The sequence below is a fragment of the Novosphingobium sp. BAM6 genome (assembly GCF_057784955.1).
The window spans coordinates 239,865-254,718 of the sequence record NZ_JBYNTR010000001.1; the positions used below are offsets into that span (position 1 = coordinate 239,865).

Annotated in this window: 13 protein-coding genes; 6 read left to right on the forward strand and 7 right to left on the reverse strand. The window is 66.0% G+C overall.

Going from position 1 to position 14,854, the window contains the following annotated elements:
* Window positions 1-100: 100 nt before the first annotated feature.
* The 4 genes from rutA to rutB are packed head-to-tail and all read right to left on the reverse strand — an operon-like array spanning window position 101 to window position 3,148.
* Window positions 101-1,168: a pyrimidine utilization protein A gene (gene rutA, locus AC3EC3_RS01265; protein WP_488487904.1), complete on the reverse strand. Its 1,068-nt coding sequence runs from the start codon at window positions 1,166-1,168 to the stop codon at window positions 101-103.
* Between the two features lie 39 nt (window positions 1,169-1,207).
* Entirely contained in the window at window positions 1,208-1,990 is a 783-nt protein-coding gene (gene rutD, locus AC3EC3_RS01270) for a pyrimidine utilization protein D (protein WP_488487905.1), read from the reverse strand.
* Window positions 1,983-2,369: a pyrimidine utilization protein C gene (gene rutC, locus AC3EC3_RS01275; RefSeq protein WP_488487906.1), complete on the reverse strand. Its 387-nt coding sequence runs from the start codon at window positions 2,367-2,369 to the stop codon at window positions 1,983-1,985. The genes rutD and rutC overlap by 8 nt, the downstream gene beginning before the upstream one ends.
* Window positions 2,370-2,392: 23 nt before the next feature.
* Window positions 2,393-3,148 (reverse strand): pyrimidine utilization protein B, encoded by a 756-nt coding sequence (gene rutB / locus AC3EC3_RS01280; RefSeq protein WP_488487907.1) that lies wholly within the window; start codon window positions 3,146-3,148, stop codon window positions 2,393-2,395.
* A gap of 180 nt (window positions 3,149-3,328) precedes the next feature.
* On the opposite strand from rutB, the gene AC3EC3_RS01285 reads away from it, so the two are divergent.
* A complete protein-coding gene (locus AC3EC3_RS01285; protein WP_488489164.1) occupies window positions 3,329-3,928 on the forward strand; it encodes a septal ring lytic transglycosylase RlpA family protein in 600 nt (199 codons plus the stop codon).
* Window positions 3,929-4,053: 125 nt separating this feature from the next.
* On the opposite strand, the gene AC3EC3_RS01290 is transcribed toward AC3EC3_RS01285, so the two are convergent.
* Entirely contained in the window at window positions 4,054-5,592 is a 1,539-nt protein-coding gene (locus AC3EC3_RS01290) for an ABC1 kinase family protein (RefSeq protein ID WP_488487908.1), read from the reverse strand.
* 126 nt (window positions 5,593-5,718) lie between these two features.
* Here AC3EC3_RS01290 and AC3EC3_RS01295 point away from each other — a divergent pair, with 126 nt between their 5' ends.
* From AC3EC3_RS01295 to AC3EC3_RS01310, 4 genes are all read left to right on the forward strand, one after another.
* On the forward strand, window positions 5,719-5,877 hold the full coding sequence (locus AC3EC3_RS01295) for a hypothetical protein (protein ID WP_488487909.1): 159 nt from the start codon (window positions 5,719-5,721) through the stop codon (window positions 5,875-5,877).
* Between the two features lie 363 nt (window positions 5,878-6,240).
* The gene (locus AC3EC3_RS01300) at window positions 6,241-8,457 is read left to right on the forward strand and encodes a M3 family metallopeptidase (protein ID WP_488487910.1); all 2,217 of its coding nucleotides are present in this window, start codon (window positions 6,241-6,243) and stop codon (window positions 8,455-8,457) included.
* A 224-nt stretch (window positions 8,458-8,681) separates the two neighbouring features.
* Window positions 8,682-9,830 (forward strand): hypothetical protein, encoded by a 1,149-nt coding sequence (locus tag AC3EC3_RS01305; protein WP_488487911.1) that lies wholly within the window; start codon window positions 8,682-8,684, stop codon window positions 9,828-9,830.
* 26 nt (window positions 9,831-9,856) lie between these two features.
* The gene (locus tag AC3EC3_RS01310) at window positions 9,857-10,591 is read left to right on the forward strand and encodes a hypothetical protein (RefSeq protein ID WP_488487912.1); all 735 of its coding nucleotides are present in this window, start codon (window positions 9,857-9,859) and stop codon (window positions 10,589-10,591) included.
* Window positions 10,592-10,633: 42 nt separating this feature from the next.
* On the opposite strand, the gene AC3EC3_RS01315 is transcribed toward AC3EC3_RS01310, so the two are convergent.
* A complete protein-coding gene (locus tag AC3EC3_RS01315; RefSeq protein ID WP_488487913.1) occupies window positions 10,634-11,128 on the reverse strand; it encodes a hypothetical protein in 495 nt (164 codons plus the stop codon).
* A gap of 98 nt (window positions 11,129-11,226) precedes the next feature.
* Window positions 11,227-11,604: a hypothetical protein gene (locus tag AC3EC3_RS01320; protein WP_488487914.1), complete on the reverse strand. Its 378-nt coding sequence runs from the start codon at window positions 11,602-11,604 to the stop codon at window positions 11,227-11,229.
* A 232-nt stretch (window positions 11,605-11,836) separates the two neighbouring features.
* On the opposite strand from AC3EC3_RS01320, the gene uvrA reads away from it, so the two are divergent.
* Entirely contained in the window at window positions 11,837-14,800 is a 2,964-nt protein-coding gene (gene uvrA / locus AC3EC3_RS01325; RefSeq protein WP_488487915.1) for an excinuclease ABC subunit UvrA, read from the forward strand.
* The last annotated feature ends 54 nt before the right edge of the window (window positions 14,801-14,854 follow it).

The following is a 14,854-nucleotide window of genomic DNA, read 5'->3' on the forward strand; positions in this document are numbered from 1 at the left end:
GTCCCCTCGGGGGCGGCCCGTTTTGCGTTGGGGGGGGGGAGAGAACTGTCTGGAAGCGGGAAGGGCGGTCGCGGGTTTCCGTCGCCCCATCGCCTCCCGATCACCCTATGTGCGCGCGGCTTTTCATCAGCGGCTGGATGCGCGTGCCGAAGTCTTCCACGCCCTGCACGAAGTCGTCGAAGGTCAGCAGCACGCCGCCGGTATTGGGCACCTGGGCCATCTCGTCGAGCATCCGGGCAATGCTCTCGTAGCTGCCGACCAAGGTGCCCATGTTGATGTTCACCGCGCCTTCGGGGGCGGCGAGCTGGCGCACGTTGGTATCGGTGTTCACCGTGTCCCTGGCGCCCTGATCGGCCAGCCACGAGATCGCGTCGATATCGACGCCGTCGTTATAGGCCTTCCACTTGGCCTGCGCTTCCTCGTCGGTTTCGGCAGCGATCACCATCATCAGCACGAACACGGAAACGTCGCGCCCGGTCTGTTCGGTGAACTTGGCCAGCCGCTCGTTGTTGAAGGCGAACGCGGTCGGCGTGTTGACGCCCTTGCCAAGGCAGAAGGCATAGTCCGCCCAGGTCGCCGAGAAGTTCAGCCCGGCGTCGGAGGAACCGGCGCAGATGATCTTCATGTCCGCCTGCGGCTGGGGCCAGACGCGGCAGTCCTCCATCTGGTAATAGTCGCCCTTGAAATCGGAGCTGCCGGTCTCCCACAGCTCGCGCAGGACACGGGCATATTCGTCGAGCACCTGATAGCGGTTGCGGAAATGCTCGTCGCCCGGCCACAGGCCCATTTGCGTATATTCGGGCGGTTGCCAGCCGGTGATCAGGTTCATCCCGAAGCGGCCATGGCTGATGGAGTCGATGGTGTTGGCCATGCGCGCGGCAAACGCGGGCGGGATGATGAGCGTGGGGCAGGTGGCGAACAGCTTGATCTTCTCGGTAACGGCGGCGAGGCCCGCCATCAGCGTGAAGCTTTCCAGGCCATATTCCCAGAACTCGGTCTTGCCGCCGAAGCCGCGCAGCTTGATCATCGAGAGCAGGAAATCCATCCCGTACTTCTCGGCCCGCAGCGCGATCTCCGTGTTGAGATCGAAGCTCGGCTTGTACTGCGGCGCCGCCTCGCTGATCAGCCAGCCGTTGTTGTTGATGGGGATGAACACACCGACTTGCATGAGGCTGTTACTCCGCGAATGGATAATCAGGGGAGGGGATCAGGGCAGGAAATCGAGCATGACGCGCTCGAAACGCGCAGGATCGGTGATGTTGCAGGCATGGCCGCCCCAGTCGAACACCTCGGTCCGCGCGCCCGGAACCGGCGTTGCGAGGTCGAGCGCGGTCTCCAGCGGCACGAGGAAGTCGTCGCGCGTGGCAATCACCAGCAGGTTCTTCAGCGCGGCAAGCCCTGCCGGATCGGGCGCATAGGCCTGCACGGCGGCGATGCGCTTGGCCATGGTCTCGACACCGGGAAAGGCGGAGAGGTGGTGCTCGGTCTCTGCCACGATCTGGGCATCGTGTGAGGCGATCCAGTCCGGCGGGAACAGGAACAGCGGCTGCGCCTCAAGGAACGGCTTCACACCCGCACCGTGCAACAGCGCCAGCCGCGCCGCGAAGCAGCGGCGGGTGTGGGGCGAGAGCGTGCGCCAGCCGTTGATGACGGTCAGGCTGTCGAAACGGTCGGTGCTGATTGCCGCTTCGATGCCGATGGCACCGCCCAGTGCATGACCGATGAAATGCGCGCGCTCGATTGCCAGCGCGTCCATCAGCGCGAGCAGATCGCTCGCCATGTCCTCGACAGATGTCGTCTCGGGCAGGGTGCGGTCGCTGCGCCCGGTCCCGCGCTGGTCGTAGGTCAGCACCCGGAAGCGCTGCGTCAGCGCGGGCAGGTTCGGTGTCCAGTAGGCGCCCGAGCCGCCCAGCCCGCTGGAGAGGATCAGCCACGGCGCATCGTCGGCGTCGCCGTGGATCTCGTAGTGAAGCCCCGTTGCTTCAGGCAATTTGCGCAACCGAGGCGACTTCGACGAGGCAGTCCGGCTTCACCAGATCGCAGCGCAGGCAATAGCGCGCGGGCTTGTCGCCGGGGAAGTACTCGGCATAGACGGCGTTGAACGCGGCATAGTCGGCCAGATCCTTCAGGAAAATGTGGTTCATCACCACGTCGGCCATGGTGCCGCCCGCTGCCTCCACCGTGATCTTGATCGCATCGAGCACATGGCGCGTCTGCGCGGCGGCGTCGCCCACATGCAGCACCGCGCCGCCTTCCCCCAGCGCCAGCATGCCCGAGACATAGAGCGTGCCGTCCTTGGTCTTGGCGCCTGCCGAATAGGGGGCGATGGGCGCGGGGAATGCGGACGGATTGATCGCTTCGAACGGCATGGGAACTCCTTGGAAAAGCGGGGTTACGCGGCGTCGGTATCGGGGGCGGCATCCTTGGGAGGCAATTGGCCGACGGCGGTGCGGAAGTCGGCGACGGTGGAGACCCAGCCGAAGAACTTCTCGACATTGTAGACGGTGGCCGCCTGCATGAAGTCCGGCCCCAGATGATGCGTCGCGTCTTCCAGCATGATCCCGAAGTATTCGAGGTGGAAGCCGTCGCGCAGGGTCGATTCGACGCAGACGTTGGTGGCGATCCCGGTGAACACCAGCGTGCGGATGCCGCGCGCACGCAGCACGGCGTCGAGCTGCGAGTTGAAGAACGCCGAATAGCGCGGCTTGTGGACGCGAAGGTCGCCGTCCTGGGGCGCCAGCGCATCGACCAGTTCGTAGTCCCAGCCGCCGCGTGCAAGGAACTTGCCCGCGAGTTCGGGGCGCTTGCGCATGGTCTTGAGCGCGTTGGACTTGTGCCAGTTGGGCGACATCGGCGTGCCCGCCTCGACATAGCCCGAATCCCAGCCGTTCTGCAGGAACACGATGGGCATTCCGGCATCGCGCGCCACGTCGAGCACCTCGGCGATGCGGGCAATGCAGGCAGCAGCCGGGCCGACGTCGAACCCGGCCTCGTCGACATAGCCGCCCTTGCTGGCATAGGCGTTCTGCATGTCGACGACGATCACGGCCGTCGTCGCAGCATCCAGCCGGATGGGTTCGGGGCGGGCCGGGAGGACAACCGAGGGTCCGCTGCGGCCGGGGACGGGATCGACAATATGTTCGCTCACCCAGACGAGTATTGTGCAGTCGCGAGCAGCGATCAAGCCCCCTTGTGACTTGGCAAAAATGGCGCGTAGTGAGCATCTTGCGATATAAGGTTGCAAGGCGCGCAATTCACCGCGTTGCGACGGAGGGAGCGCAGGCAGGCATGGACCCGGCGACGTAACCGCTGCTAGACCGCTGACATGATGCGCTTTCTCTCCCCCGATACTGTCTCCCCTCGCTGGTCCCTTGCCGTGGCGAGCGCGCTGGCGCTGAGTGCGGTGCTCTCGGGCTGTGCCGGACGGCATTATCGCCCGGTCAGCGATACTCCGGTGCGGATCGGCCCGCCCTACACGGTGCGCGGCACCACCTATGTCCCCGCCGCCGATCCGACCTACGACATGCTCGGCTATGCGACGTGGTACGGCAACGAGAGCGGCAGCCAGGTCGCCAATGGCGAGCGTTTCCGCCCGGCGTGGATCACCGCCGCGAACAAGACGCTGCCGCTGCCGAGCTATGTCGAAGTGACGGCGCTCGATACCGGGCGGCGCATCCTCGTGCGGATCAACGATCGCGGCCCCTACGGCGATCCGCGAAGGGTGATCGACCTGTCGCGCGGCGCCGCCGAGCAGCTTGGCATCCGCGCCAAGGGCAAGGCCGCCGTGCGCGTGCGCGTGGTCGAGCCTTCGGAGCGCGACCGCGCGGACTTGCGCAAAGGCCACCCGGCGCGCGACCTTCCGCCCGAGACCCCGCGCGCGCTGGCGAACCTGCGCGCGCAGTTCGTGGCGGGCGTCGGCGGGATGTGAGGGGGGGATTCGAACTCACGTCATCCCAGCGCAGGCTGGGATCGCTTTCGAGGTTGCGCCACGCTCACAACGATCCCAGCCTGCGCTGGGATGACGGAGTCAGAGGAGGAGGTCGTCCTCCCGCTCTACCGCAGCACGCCCACCAGTTGCACCACCGCCAGCAGTACCAGCCCGGCGCTGATCGCTGCGCCAGCAAAGCGCAGGGCTCCGGCGATCTCGGTCGAGCCCCCGCCGCGCGCGCCACCACCGGCATCGGCTTCCAGCCGCGCGCGGGCGGCGCGCAGCAGGGCGGGGAGATCCTCGGCGCTGCGGGCGAGTTCGAGCAGCACGGCCTCGGTACGGCCCGGTTCGCCAAGGCGCGTGATGCGGCTGGCGAGCAGCTTGCCGCGCATGTCGGCCAAGGCCTGAGACAGGTCGAAGCCCGGCTCGATCCGCGCGAGCACGCCGTCCATCGTCACCATCGCCTTGAAGATCAGCACGAGATCGGGCGGCAGCACCAGTCCTTCCTCGCGCAGCAGCGGGAAGAAGTCGGCCATCATCGCGCTGAGCACCAGCGGCCCGGTGCCATGTCGTGCGACGAGGCGCTCTGCGGCGCGCTGGACTTTCTCGCGGGAAACGCCCGCATTCTCGTTCCCCCCACTTCCATTCCAGGCCATCAGCGCATCGGTGACGCCCGCCGGATCGCCCGAGCGCAGCGAGAGGATGAAGGTCAGGAATTCGTGCTGGCGGCGTGGGCTGACGAAGCCGACCGAGCCTAGATCGAGCAGCGCCAGCCTGTTTCCGTTAAGGCAAAGCAGGTTGCCGGGGTGCGGGTCGGCATGGAAGCGGCCGTTCACCAGCACCATCTCCAGCACCAGTTCGGCACCGAGTGCGGCGATCGCGGCAGGGTCGATCCCGGCGGTCCGCAGCGCCTCGGGATCGCGCGGGGGCAGGCCTTCGATGAAGTCCATCACCAGCAGCGTGGACGAGGAATGCTGCCAGTGGATGCGCGGCACCACCACCGCCTCCAGTTTGGCCAGATCGGCGCGCAGCAGGTCGGCGTTGCGCCCTTCGGTGGTGAAGTCCAGCTCGTCGAGGATATCGGCGCCCAGTTGCTCGATCATCGCGCGCGGGCGCAGACGCCGCAGCGCGGCGCTGTTGCTTTCGGCCAGCGCGGCGAGATGGCGCAGCAGCCGCATGTCGGCCTCCATGCGCGGGGCGATGCCGGGGCGGCGGATCTTCACCGCGACCTCGGTGCCGTCCTGCAGCGTGGCGCGGTGGACCTGCGCGATCGAGGCGGCGGCGAGCGGCGTGGTATCGAACCGGGCGAAGACTTCTTCCGGCGGCCCGCCGAGCGCCGCCTCGACATCGCCGCGCAAGGTCTCGAAGTCGAGGCGCGGGGCTTCGCTCTGCAGCTTCTCGAACTCGCGGGTCCAGTGCTCGGGCAGCATGTCCTGCCGGGTGGCGAGGATCTGGCCGAGCTTCACATACGTCGGCCCCAGCGCTTCGAGCGCCCGCCGGGTGCGGGCGGGGAGATCGGCGGCCTCGGGTTGCGCTTCTCCGGCTTTGCCGTCCTGAAGCCCCAGCCGCACCAGCAGCGAGTCCAGCCCGAAACGCGCGGCCACGCCCAGCACTTCCTGCATCCGTTCCCGGTCGCGGGCGGCGACGGCGATGGACTTGAACATGGGCGGGCCTTTCGTTGTGGGATCGAACATCGGGGGATCGAACATCGCAGAACGGCCGGGCGGCGCGGGGGTTTCCGGGAACTTTCCGGGTGCCCGCTCGTTTTCTCTCCAGAAGGAGAGGAAAAAATGTCGATAGGCGCTGAAATACCTTTTCGCCGCAACCACTTCGCTCGCGAAACAGGCTCCTTGCTGCTTGACCGGCAGCGCCAGGACCATGTGCGCGAGGCCGAACGTGAGGCGAACAAGACCCCCGTCTGGACCGGGACGCGCTTTCTGGCATCCTGAACCTTCTCGAACCGGAAAGGCCCAAAAGGCCTACCGACAGGGCACTCACGACCTGTCGACCGGGCCCGCAACCTGCGATGATCGCCACTGACTGTGGGATCGGAAGGGTTGCCCGCAGGGCGGCGCCGTGGCGAAATAAAATTCGCCTGACGCCGCCCTTGCCGTGTCCGGGCGGCGCTTGAAACACTGCCATGCGCAACCTTTTGTCGATTATCGCGGCGGTGGCTCGCAAGGGTTGCCAGCTGCCGGATAAAGCGCTTCAAATCGCCTGATCGGACCAACCGGGGCGGGGCTGCGATGGGGCGCTCGTGCGTCACCTCCCCGCGCTCACCAAGGGTCCGTTCCTGTGGAGGAAGTGACACGATGAAGAACAAGGGTCTCCTGGCAACGGCTGCGCATCGCACGCTGGGCCTTGCCGTTACCGGACTAGCCATCGGAGCAGTAGCTGCCATGCCCGTTCCCGCTCTTGCCGCCGCCAAGGCGCCTGCAAAGCCCGCACCGGTGGCCTATACCGGCCCCTTCGCCAAGCCGAGCACGCTCGACATGCATGCGCCGGACTTCGCCCATATCAAGGACAGCGACTACCAGCCCGCGCTGGAAGCCGGCATCGCGATCAAGCGCGCCGAAGTCGCGAAAATCGCCGCCAACCCGGCTGCGCCAACTTTCCAGAACACCGTGGTCGCGCTCGAGGAATCGGGCCAGCTGCTCGACCGTGCGAACGGCATCTTCGGCCAGTTGGTCAGCGCCAACACCAACCCCACGCTCGATGCCGTCGACACCGCGATATCTCCCAAGCTGGCCGGGCTGAACGACGAGATCCACCTCAACGCCAGGCTCTTCGCGCGCATCAAGGCGGTGCATGACAGTGCTGCCGGCAAGGCGCTGACCGGTGAAGACGCAATGCTGCTGCAGACGACGTACGACGAGTTCGTTCACGCAGGCGCACTGCTCACGCCCGAGAAGAAGACGCAGCTCAAGGCGCTGAACCAGCAGCTTGCCAGCCTGGAGACCGAGTTCTCGCAGAAGCTGACCGCAGGCTCGGCCGCGGCTGCCGTCACCTTCGACAGCAAGGACCAGCTTGCAGGGCTGGGCGAGGCCGATGTCGCCGCCGCCGCGCAGCTGGCGCAGGAGCAGGGCAAGCCCGGCAAGTACGTGCTGGCGCTGCTCAACTTCACGCAGCAGCCCGCGCTCTCCAAGCTGACCAACCGCGACAGCCGTCGCCGCGTCTTCGAGGCGAGCATCAATCGCACCTCGAACGGCGGCCCGAACGACACCACGGCGGTCGTCCACAAGCTGGCGGTGCTGCGCGCGCAGAAGGCCGCGCTGCTGGGCCAGCCGAACTATGCCGCAGTGCAGATGTACGACGGCATGGTGACGTCGCCCGAAAAGGCGATGGCGTTCATGCAGGGCTTCGTCCCAGCCCTTCGCGCCACGCAGGACCGCGAGGCCGCCGAGCTGACCGCAGAGGCGAAGCTGGACGGCCAGAGCGAGCCGCTCGCGCCGTGGGACTGGGGCTACTATGCCGAGAAGGTCCGCCAGAAGAAGTACGACCTCGACGAAGCGCAGATCAAGCCGTACTTCGATGTCTACAACGTGCTGGAAAACGGCGTGTTCTATGCCGCGAACCAGACCTACGGCATCACCTTCAAGCGCCGCACCGATCTGGTCGGCTACGAGAAGTCGATGCGCGTCTACGAGGTGTTCGACAAGGACGGCAGCCCGCTGGCGCTGTTCTACTTCGATCCCTACGCGCGCGCCAACAAGCAGGGCGGCGCCTGGATGGGCAACTTCGTCAGCCAGTCCTACGCGCTGGGCAACAAGCCGGTGGTGTTCAACACGCTGAACATCACCCCGCCCGCACCCGGTGAGGAGCCGCTGGCGACCTGGGACGACGTGACGACGATGTTCCACGAGTTCGGCCATGCCCTGAACGGCATGTTCGGCAGCCAGAAGTACCCCTCGCTCTCGGGCGCGAACACCGCGCGCGATTTCGTGGAGTTCCCCAGCCAGTTCAACGAGAACTTCGCGACCGTTCCGCAGGTGCTGGAGCACTACGCCAAGAACCTGAAGACCGGCGAGACGATCCCGCCCGCGCTGCTCGCCAAGATCAAGGCGGCGGGCAAGTTCAACCAGGGCCTGACCTTCGGTGAGCTGACCGAGTCGGCGATGCTCGACATGAAGTGGCACATGCTCACGCCTGCCGAGGCCGAGGCGAGCGAGCCGGCGACGTTCGAGGCCAAGGCACTCGCCGACATGGGCCTGCGCACCGACCTGATCCCGCCGCGTTACCGCACCACCTACTTCCGCCATATCTGGAGCGGCGGTTACGCAGCGGGCTATTACGCCTACATGTGGACCGAGATGCTGGCTCACAGCGGCTGGGACTGGGTGGAAAAGAACGGCGGCATGACCCGCGCCAACGGCGAGCATATCCGCGCCAGCTTCCTGGGTCAGGGCCACTCGAAGCCTTACTCGGTGATGTTCCACGACCTCACCGGCCACGATCCCGAGATCGGCCCGATGCTCGAAGCGCGCGGGCTCGGTTCGGGCACGGGCGATTCGGGCGACGGCGCGAAGTAATCCGCCTCGCCATTACTGACACGAAAAAGGCCGGGAAGGGGGATGCCTCTTCCCGGCCTTTTTCGTGCGCGGACGGGCATGATAGGATCTTGCCGGTTACAGAAAATTCATCGCCGGTATTTCGTGGGTGCCATGCTAAGGTCACTCTAGATTCGTAAGGATTATTTGGCTGCATCTGCATCTGGCGGGATGAGGTGGACATGGATGTGCGACAGGTCTTGAGGATGGCTGGCAGGTCTGCGGTTTGTCTCGCGGTCTGCCTTGGCGCGGTAGTGCAGGCTCCGGCATCGGCGCAGGAGGCTGCCGCGTCCTCTTCTCCCGCCAGCACACCGATCATCGTCACCACCCCGCATCCGCTGGCACCGGGCGAGAAGCCGAGCGCGTGGAAGCGCATCGCCGCCGAGCATGTCGTCGTCTATTCGGACGGCAGCGACGACCAGTTGCAGCGCATCGCCGCGCATCTCGAACGCCTGCACACGCTGTTCGCGCGGCTCTATCGCGCGCCCGGCAGCGAGGACGAGCCGCCCCGGCTGACCGTGGTGCTGTTCGACGATGCGGCGCAGATGCGCGATCTCGGCCTCAGCAATCCCCGCTCGGAAGAGGGGCCTTATGCCCGGCCCTTCGTGGGCGAGCGCTACTACGATCCGCGCGTTGAGGGCAGCGTGCTGGCCCTGCCGCGCGTCGATCAGGTGGTGCCGCTCGATACCGACAAGGCGCGCAATGCCGATTGCGAGGACGCCGCCGCCAATGACGGGGACTGCATCGGCCAGACGCCGCCGCCCTATCACGCGCCCACCAGCCGGACATGGGAGGCGATCCTCTATGGCGCCTATGCCCAACACATGGTGGTGAACTACGCCCCGGCGATCTATCCGCGCTGGTATATCGACGGGATCGGCGCTTTCTTCTCGACCGTGGCGTTCAAGGACAACGGTGCGATCGAATATGGCCGCCCGCCGGAATACTACCGGCTGGTGTTCCGCTCCTACGGGCGGCTCAACACGGCCGCGGTGCTGAACGGGGACTATCTGCACAATCCCTCGCGCCAGATGGACTGGACGCCGTATCACGCCTGGCTGCTGACGCATTACTTCGTCTTCTCGAAGCTGAAGGGCGAGCAGGGCGTGCAGTTCCGTCAGTACATGAGCGATATCGCGCGCGGGCAGAGCATGGCCGATGCCGCCGCCGCGTTCGGCACGATGAAGACCGTGCGCTACGCCGTCATGGGCTATGCCGAGCGGCCCCACGAATATGCGACCAGCCCGAAGGAGGCCTTGCCGCCGCCCTTGCCGGTGGAGCCGCTGTCGCAGCCCGCCGCCGATGCGATGCTGGCCGGACTGGCGCCGCATCCCTTCGCGGCGGCGGCGCGGTAAAGACCGGATCACGAGAGGAGAGCACCATGAGACGAGCGGCATGGACTATCGGCGGCGCGGCCCTGATCGCGATCATGGGGGCAGGGCTTTCGCTCGGTACGGCTTCTGTCGCCCGCGCGCAGAGCGTTCCGCCCGCAGGCTATAGCGGCAAGGGGCAGGCGCCGGGTGTTACCGTTCCTGCCGGACCGCCATCGGACCCGAGCGCGCCGCGCCTCATGCGCCTGCCGGATGCCGCCATGGCAGACCTGATCCGCGTCGATCCCGCCTATCGCCGCGGAACCGTGACGGCCCATGCCAAGGTCGTCGGCGCCTTTGCCATCGCCGAGACGCGCAAGTCACGGCTGGATGCGGCATGGGCGCCCGGTTTCCTGCCGGTTACGCTCTCGTTCAGCGACAGGCGCTGCTTTGCCCTGAAGGCAGACTATACCGGAGGGACGCTTTCCAATGGTCGGCTGACCGGCGTTCCTTGCGAAGCGCCGCGCAAGGCGCCGGCGATGGGGCGCGACTCCCCGCAACCGACAGCAGGTGGGCTCACCCTGATCGGCTCCGCATGGAGCTATGATGCCTGGGCCGATGCCCGCAACGGCACGACCATCATCGCCCTGCGCAACCGCAAGGCCTTCACGCCGCTGTTCACCGCCCGCATGACCGCCAGTGCGATCATGGCGATGGACAGCCCCGATGCGCCGATGGGCAATGTGACGCTGATCGGCCGGGTGAAGGGCCGTCTCACGGTGTTGACGCTGGAGGTCGGGTACTGAACCAGCCGTGGAGCCCTTCCACTACGAAAGGCCCGATTGGGGTCAGGCGTAGCCGTGAAAGGTAAACATCAGCAGCTTGTCGTGGTCCACATCGTAATAGGCTTCGAAGAAGGTATCCCCGCCATCGCTGACGACCAGCTCGGAATGGTCCAGTTCGTCGCCGGCTGAAGCAGATGTTCTGCGCACGCCGTGAATGACCAGAACCTTCACGCCAGTTGGATCGAAGCGCCCGGTCTGCAAGTTGATGCGGGCGCCGATATACTGCATTTCATAATCCTGCGGATTCACCTGATCGGTGAATGGCTGGCGATCCCATGGCAAAAGGGCACGATCCCGAGCAGATAGCCAGCCATATAGCGCGCTTTTCGCGGCCCTGGCTTCGACAGGCGTGGCTTGCCACCTGCCGGGATAGGTCATGAAGGTCGGAATGCCTCGCGCCGTCCTTGTGTTATCGACATGCGGAATGTGGTCGCTCGCATCGAGAGCCGGGACAGAAATGGCTGTCATGGCCGCAAGCAGTGCGATGGTCAAAGTCATCGGAGGGGCCCGTTACGTTCAGCGCAGGGCCGCTACAGGAAATGAGATCGGGCCTTTCCGGCGTTGCCGCAGGAGCATCTTGGCGAGGTCTACGAACGTCAGTTTGCGCAGCGGTCGTAATCGCCGTTGCGGCAGGCGTTGACGTCGCGGCGCCACTGGGCGAGCGAGGCTTCGTAGTCGCTGCGGGCGCGGGCGTAGTCGTCCTGCGCCGAACTGCGGGGCAGGGCCGTATACCCGCGCTCACCATCGCTCTCGTGATCGCGGCGATAGTCCGACCACTGCTGCCGATAGCCTGCGTCGCGCTGCGACACGTAGGCGAGCTGGTCCTGATTGAGCTTGCGGATCTGGGCGGCATCGCGGGCGCGCGCTGTGGCCGAGCGCATCGACGGGTCGTTCGGATCGTCGGCATGGGCCGCAACCGAGACAAGCGCCAGCGCTGCACAGCCCATCGCTGCGATCTTGGAAATGCCCCGCATCGTTACCAAACCCCTGAATGGTCGGAGTGTGACGTCCGAACCTGACCCTCATGTGACGGGAATTATGCCTCTCGGGAGGGGCCTGCGCAAAGGCAATGCGATGAATGGGGCGATGAACGCTCGCCATTGCGACGGACGGAGGAGTACCCATGTAAGAGCGGAACCCGGTGCAGTGCCTTATTCCTTCAGGCGCCGCTTGATTGCCGCGAACAAATCTGGAACATGTGCCTCCATGAGTCTGACCCACATCACGGTGCGCGGTGCGCGCGAGCATAACCTCAAGGGCTTCGATATCGAGCTGCCGCGCGACAAGCTCATCGTCATCACCGGGCTTTCGGGCTCGGGCAAGTCCAGCCTCGCGTTCGACACGATCTATGCCGAAGGCCAGCGCCGCTATGTCGAATCGCTGAGCGCCTATGCGCGCCAGTTCCTCGAAATGATGCAGAAGCCCAATGTCGAGCATATCGACGGGCTTTCTCCCGCCATTTCGATCGAGCAGAAGACCACCAGCCGCAACCCGCGCTCGACCGTGGCGACCGTGACCGAGATCTGGGACTACATGCGCCTGCTGTGGGCGCGCGTGGGGGTGCCGTACTCGCCCGCCACGGGCCTGCCGATCGAGGCGCAGACGGTCTCCAACATGGTGGACCGGGTGATGGCGCTGCCCGAAGGCACGCGCGCCTATCTGCTCGCCCCCGTGGTGCGTGGCCGCAAGGGCGAATACCGCAAGGAACTCGCCGAGTGGCAGAAGGCGGGCTACACCCGCGTGCGCATCGACGGCGAGATGTACCTGATCGAGGATGCCCCCGCGCTCGACAAGAAGTACAAGCACGACATCGAAGTGGTGGTCGACCGCATTGCCGTGAAGGACGGCATCCAGACGCGGCTGGCGGACAGCTTCGAGCAGGCGCTAAAGCTGGCCGAAGGGCTGGCGTATATAGACCTTGCCGACACCACCGTGGCGGCACTCCAGTCCCCCCTCTCGCAGGCGGGAGGGGCCGGGGGAGGGGCTGTCGATGGTGGCGTGCAGGCGGATGTCCCGACGCTTACGAAAGGCATGAAGAACGCCGGGCTGCCCGCCAACCGCATCGTCTTCTCCGAGAAGTTCGCCTGCCCGGTCAGTGGCTTCACCATCGAGGAGATCGAGCCGCGGCTGTTCTCGTTCAACGCGCCGCAGGGGGCCTGCCCGGCCTGCGATGGCCTCGGCGAAAAGCTGCTGTTCGACCCGCAACTGGTCGTCCCCAACGAGCATCTGACGCTCAAGCAGGGCGCGATCGTGCCCTGGGCGAAGTCGAACCCGCCGTCGCCCTATTACATGCAGGTGCTCTCCAGCCTCGCCGCGCACTTCGGCTTCGACCTGACGACGCCGTGGGGCGAACTGCCGGGCGAAGTGCGTCTCGTGATCCTCTACGGCACCGGCGGCAAGGCCGTGCCGCTGACGTTCAAGGACGGCAAGAAGGAATACACCGTCAGCAAGGCGTTCGAGGGCGTGATCGGCAACCTCAACCGCCGCATGGTGCAGACCGACAGCGCGTGGATGCGCGAGGAACTCGCCAAGTTCCAGACCGCGCAGCCTTGCGAGACCTGCCATGGCAAGCGCCTCAAGCCCGAGGCGCTCTCGGTGAAGCTGGGCGGCAGCGACATCGCCGATGCGGCGCGCCTCTCGGTGGCGGACGGCTTTGCCTGGTTCGGCGCGCTGAACGACAGGCTCACCGATCAGCAGCAGCAGATCGCCAAGGCGATCCTCAAGGAAATCAACGAGCGGCTCGGCTTCCTCAACAATGTCGGGCTCGACTACCTCAACCTCGACCGTACCTCGGGTACGCTGTCGGGCGGCGAAAGCCAGCGCATCCGCCTCGCCAGCCAGATCGGCTCGGGGCTGTCGGGCGTGCTCTACGTGCTCGACGAGCCCAGCATCGGCCTGCACCAGCGCGACAACGACATGCTGCTCGAAACGCTCAAGCGCCTGCGTGATCTCGGCAACACCGTGATCGTGGTGGAGCATGACGAGGATGCGATCCGCACCGCCGATTACCTTGTGGACCTTGGCCCCGGCGCGGGTGTTCACGGTGGCGAGGTGGTGGCCGAGGGTACGCTCAAGCAGGTGCTCAAGAGCAAGACCAGCCTCACCGCGCAGTACCTCAACGGCACCCGCCGGATCGAGGTGCCCGCAGAGCGCCGCAAGGGCAACGGCAAGTTCGTGACGGTCGAGAACGCGCGCGCGAACAACCTGACGGGCGTGACTGCCAAGTTCCCGCTCGGCACCTTCTGCTGCGTCACCGGGGTGTCCGGCTCGGGCAAGTCGTCGCTCACCATCGACACGCTGCAGGCGGGCGCCTCGCGCCAGCTCAACGGCGCGCGGGTGATCGCGGGCGCGCACGACAGGATCACCGGCCTCGAAAACTGCGACAAGGTGATCGAGATCGACCAGTCGCCGATCGGCCGCACCCCGCGCTCGAACCCGGCGACCTACACCGGCGCCTTCACCCTGATCCGCGACTGGTTCGCCGGGCTGCCCGAATCCGAGGCGCGCGGCTACAAGCCGGGCCGCTTCAGCTTCAACGTCAAGGGCGGGCGCTGCGAGGCGTGCCAGGGCGACGGCCTCATCAAGATCGAGATGCACTTCCTCCCCGACGTCTACGTGACGTGCGAGGAATGCGGCGGCAAGCGCTACAACCGCGAGACGCTGGAAGTGAAGTTCAAGGGCCAGTCGATCGCCGACGTGCTCGACATGACGATCGAGGACGCCGAGAGCTTCTTCGCCAACGTGCCGCCGATCCGCGACCGCATGCACATGCTGAACGAGGTGGGCCTCGGCTACGTCAAGGTCGGTCAGCAGGCGACGACGCTCTCGGGCGGCGAGGCGCAACGCGTGAAGCTCGCCAAGGAACTCGCCCGCCGCTCGACCGGGCAGACGCTCTACATCCTCGACGAGCCCACCACCGGTCTCCACTTCGAGGACGTGCGCAAGCTCCTCGAAGTGCTCCACCGCCTCGTCGATCAGGGCAACTCGGTCATCGTGATCGAACACAACCTCGACGTCATCAAGACCGCCGACTGGATCATCGACATGGGCCCCGAAGGCGGCGTGCGCGGCGGCGAGATCGTCGCCGAGGGCACGCCCGAAGCGGTGGTGAAGGTCAAGGGCAGCTTCACCGGAAGCTACCTCAAGCCGCTGCTGAATGCGGGGAAGTGAGCGGTTCCGGCGAAGGGGCAGGAAGAAGGTAGAAATGCGCGTTAGGATCGCCAG

Excerpts from the sequence above, each read along its gene's own strand:
- rutA (WP_488487904.1), bottom strand. The coding sequence starts at position 1,168 with ATGCAAGTCGGTGTGTTCATCCCCATCAACAACAACGGCTGGCTGATC.
- rutC (WP_488487906.1), bottom strand. The coding sequence starts at position 2,369 with ATGCCGTTCGAAGCGATCAATCCGTCCGCATTCCCCGCGCCCATCGCC.
- AC3EC3_RS01285 (WP_488489164.1), top strand. The coding sequence starts at position 3,329 with ATGCGCTTTCTCTCCCCCGATACTGTCTCCCCTCGCTGGTCCCTTGCC.
- AC3EC3_RS01290 (WP_488487908.1), bottom strand. The coding sequence starts at position 5,592 with ATGTTCAAGTCCATCGCCGTCGCCGCCCGCGACCGGGAACGGATGCAG.
- AC3EC3_RS01295 (WP_488487909.1), top strand. The coding sequence starts at position 5,719 with ATGTCGATAGGCGCTGAAATACCTTTTCGCCGCAACCACTTCGCTCGC.
- AC3EC3_RS01300 (WP_488487910.1), top strand. The coding sequence starts at position 6,241 with ATGAAGAACAAGGGTCTCCTGGCAACGGCTGCGCATCGCACGCTGGGC.
- AC3EC3_RS01305 (WP_488487911.1), top strand. The coding sequence starts at position 8,682 with ATGGCTGGCAGGTCTGCGGTTTGTCTCGCGGTCTGCCTTGGCGCGGTA.
- AC3EC3_RS01310 (WP_488487912.1), top strand. The coding sequence starts at position 9,857 with ATGAGACGAGCGGCATGGACTATCGGCGGCGCGGCCCTGATCGCGATC.
- AC3EC3_RS01315 (WP_488487913.1), bottom strand. The coding sequence starts at position 11,128 with ATGACTTTGACCATCGCACTGCTTGCGGCCATGACAGCCATTTCTGTC.
- AC3EC3_RS01320 (WP_488487914.1), bottom strand. The coding sequence starts at position 11,604 with ATGCGGGGCATTTCCAAGATCGCAGCGATGGGCTGTGCAGCGCTGGCG.
- uvrA (WP_488487915.1), top strand. The coding sequence starts at position 11,837 with ATGAGTCTGACCCACATCACGGTGCGCGGTGCGCGCGAGCATAACCTC.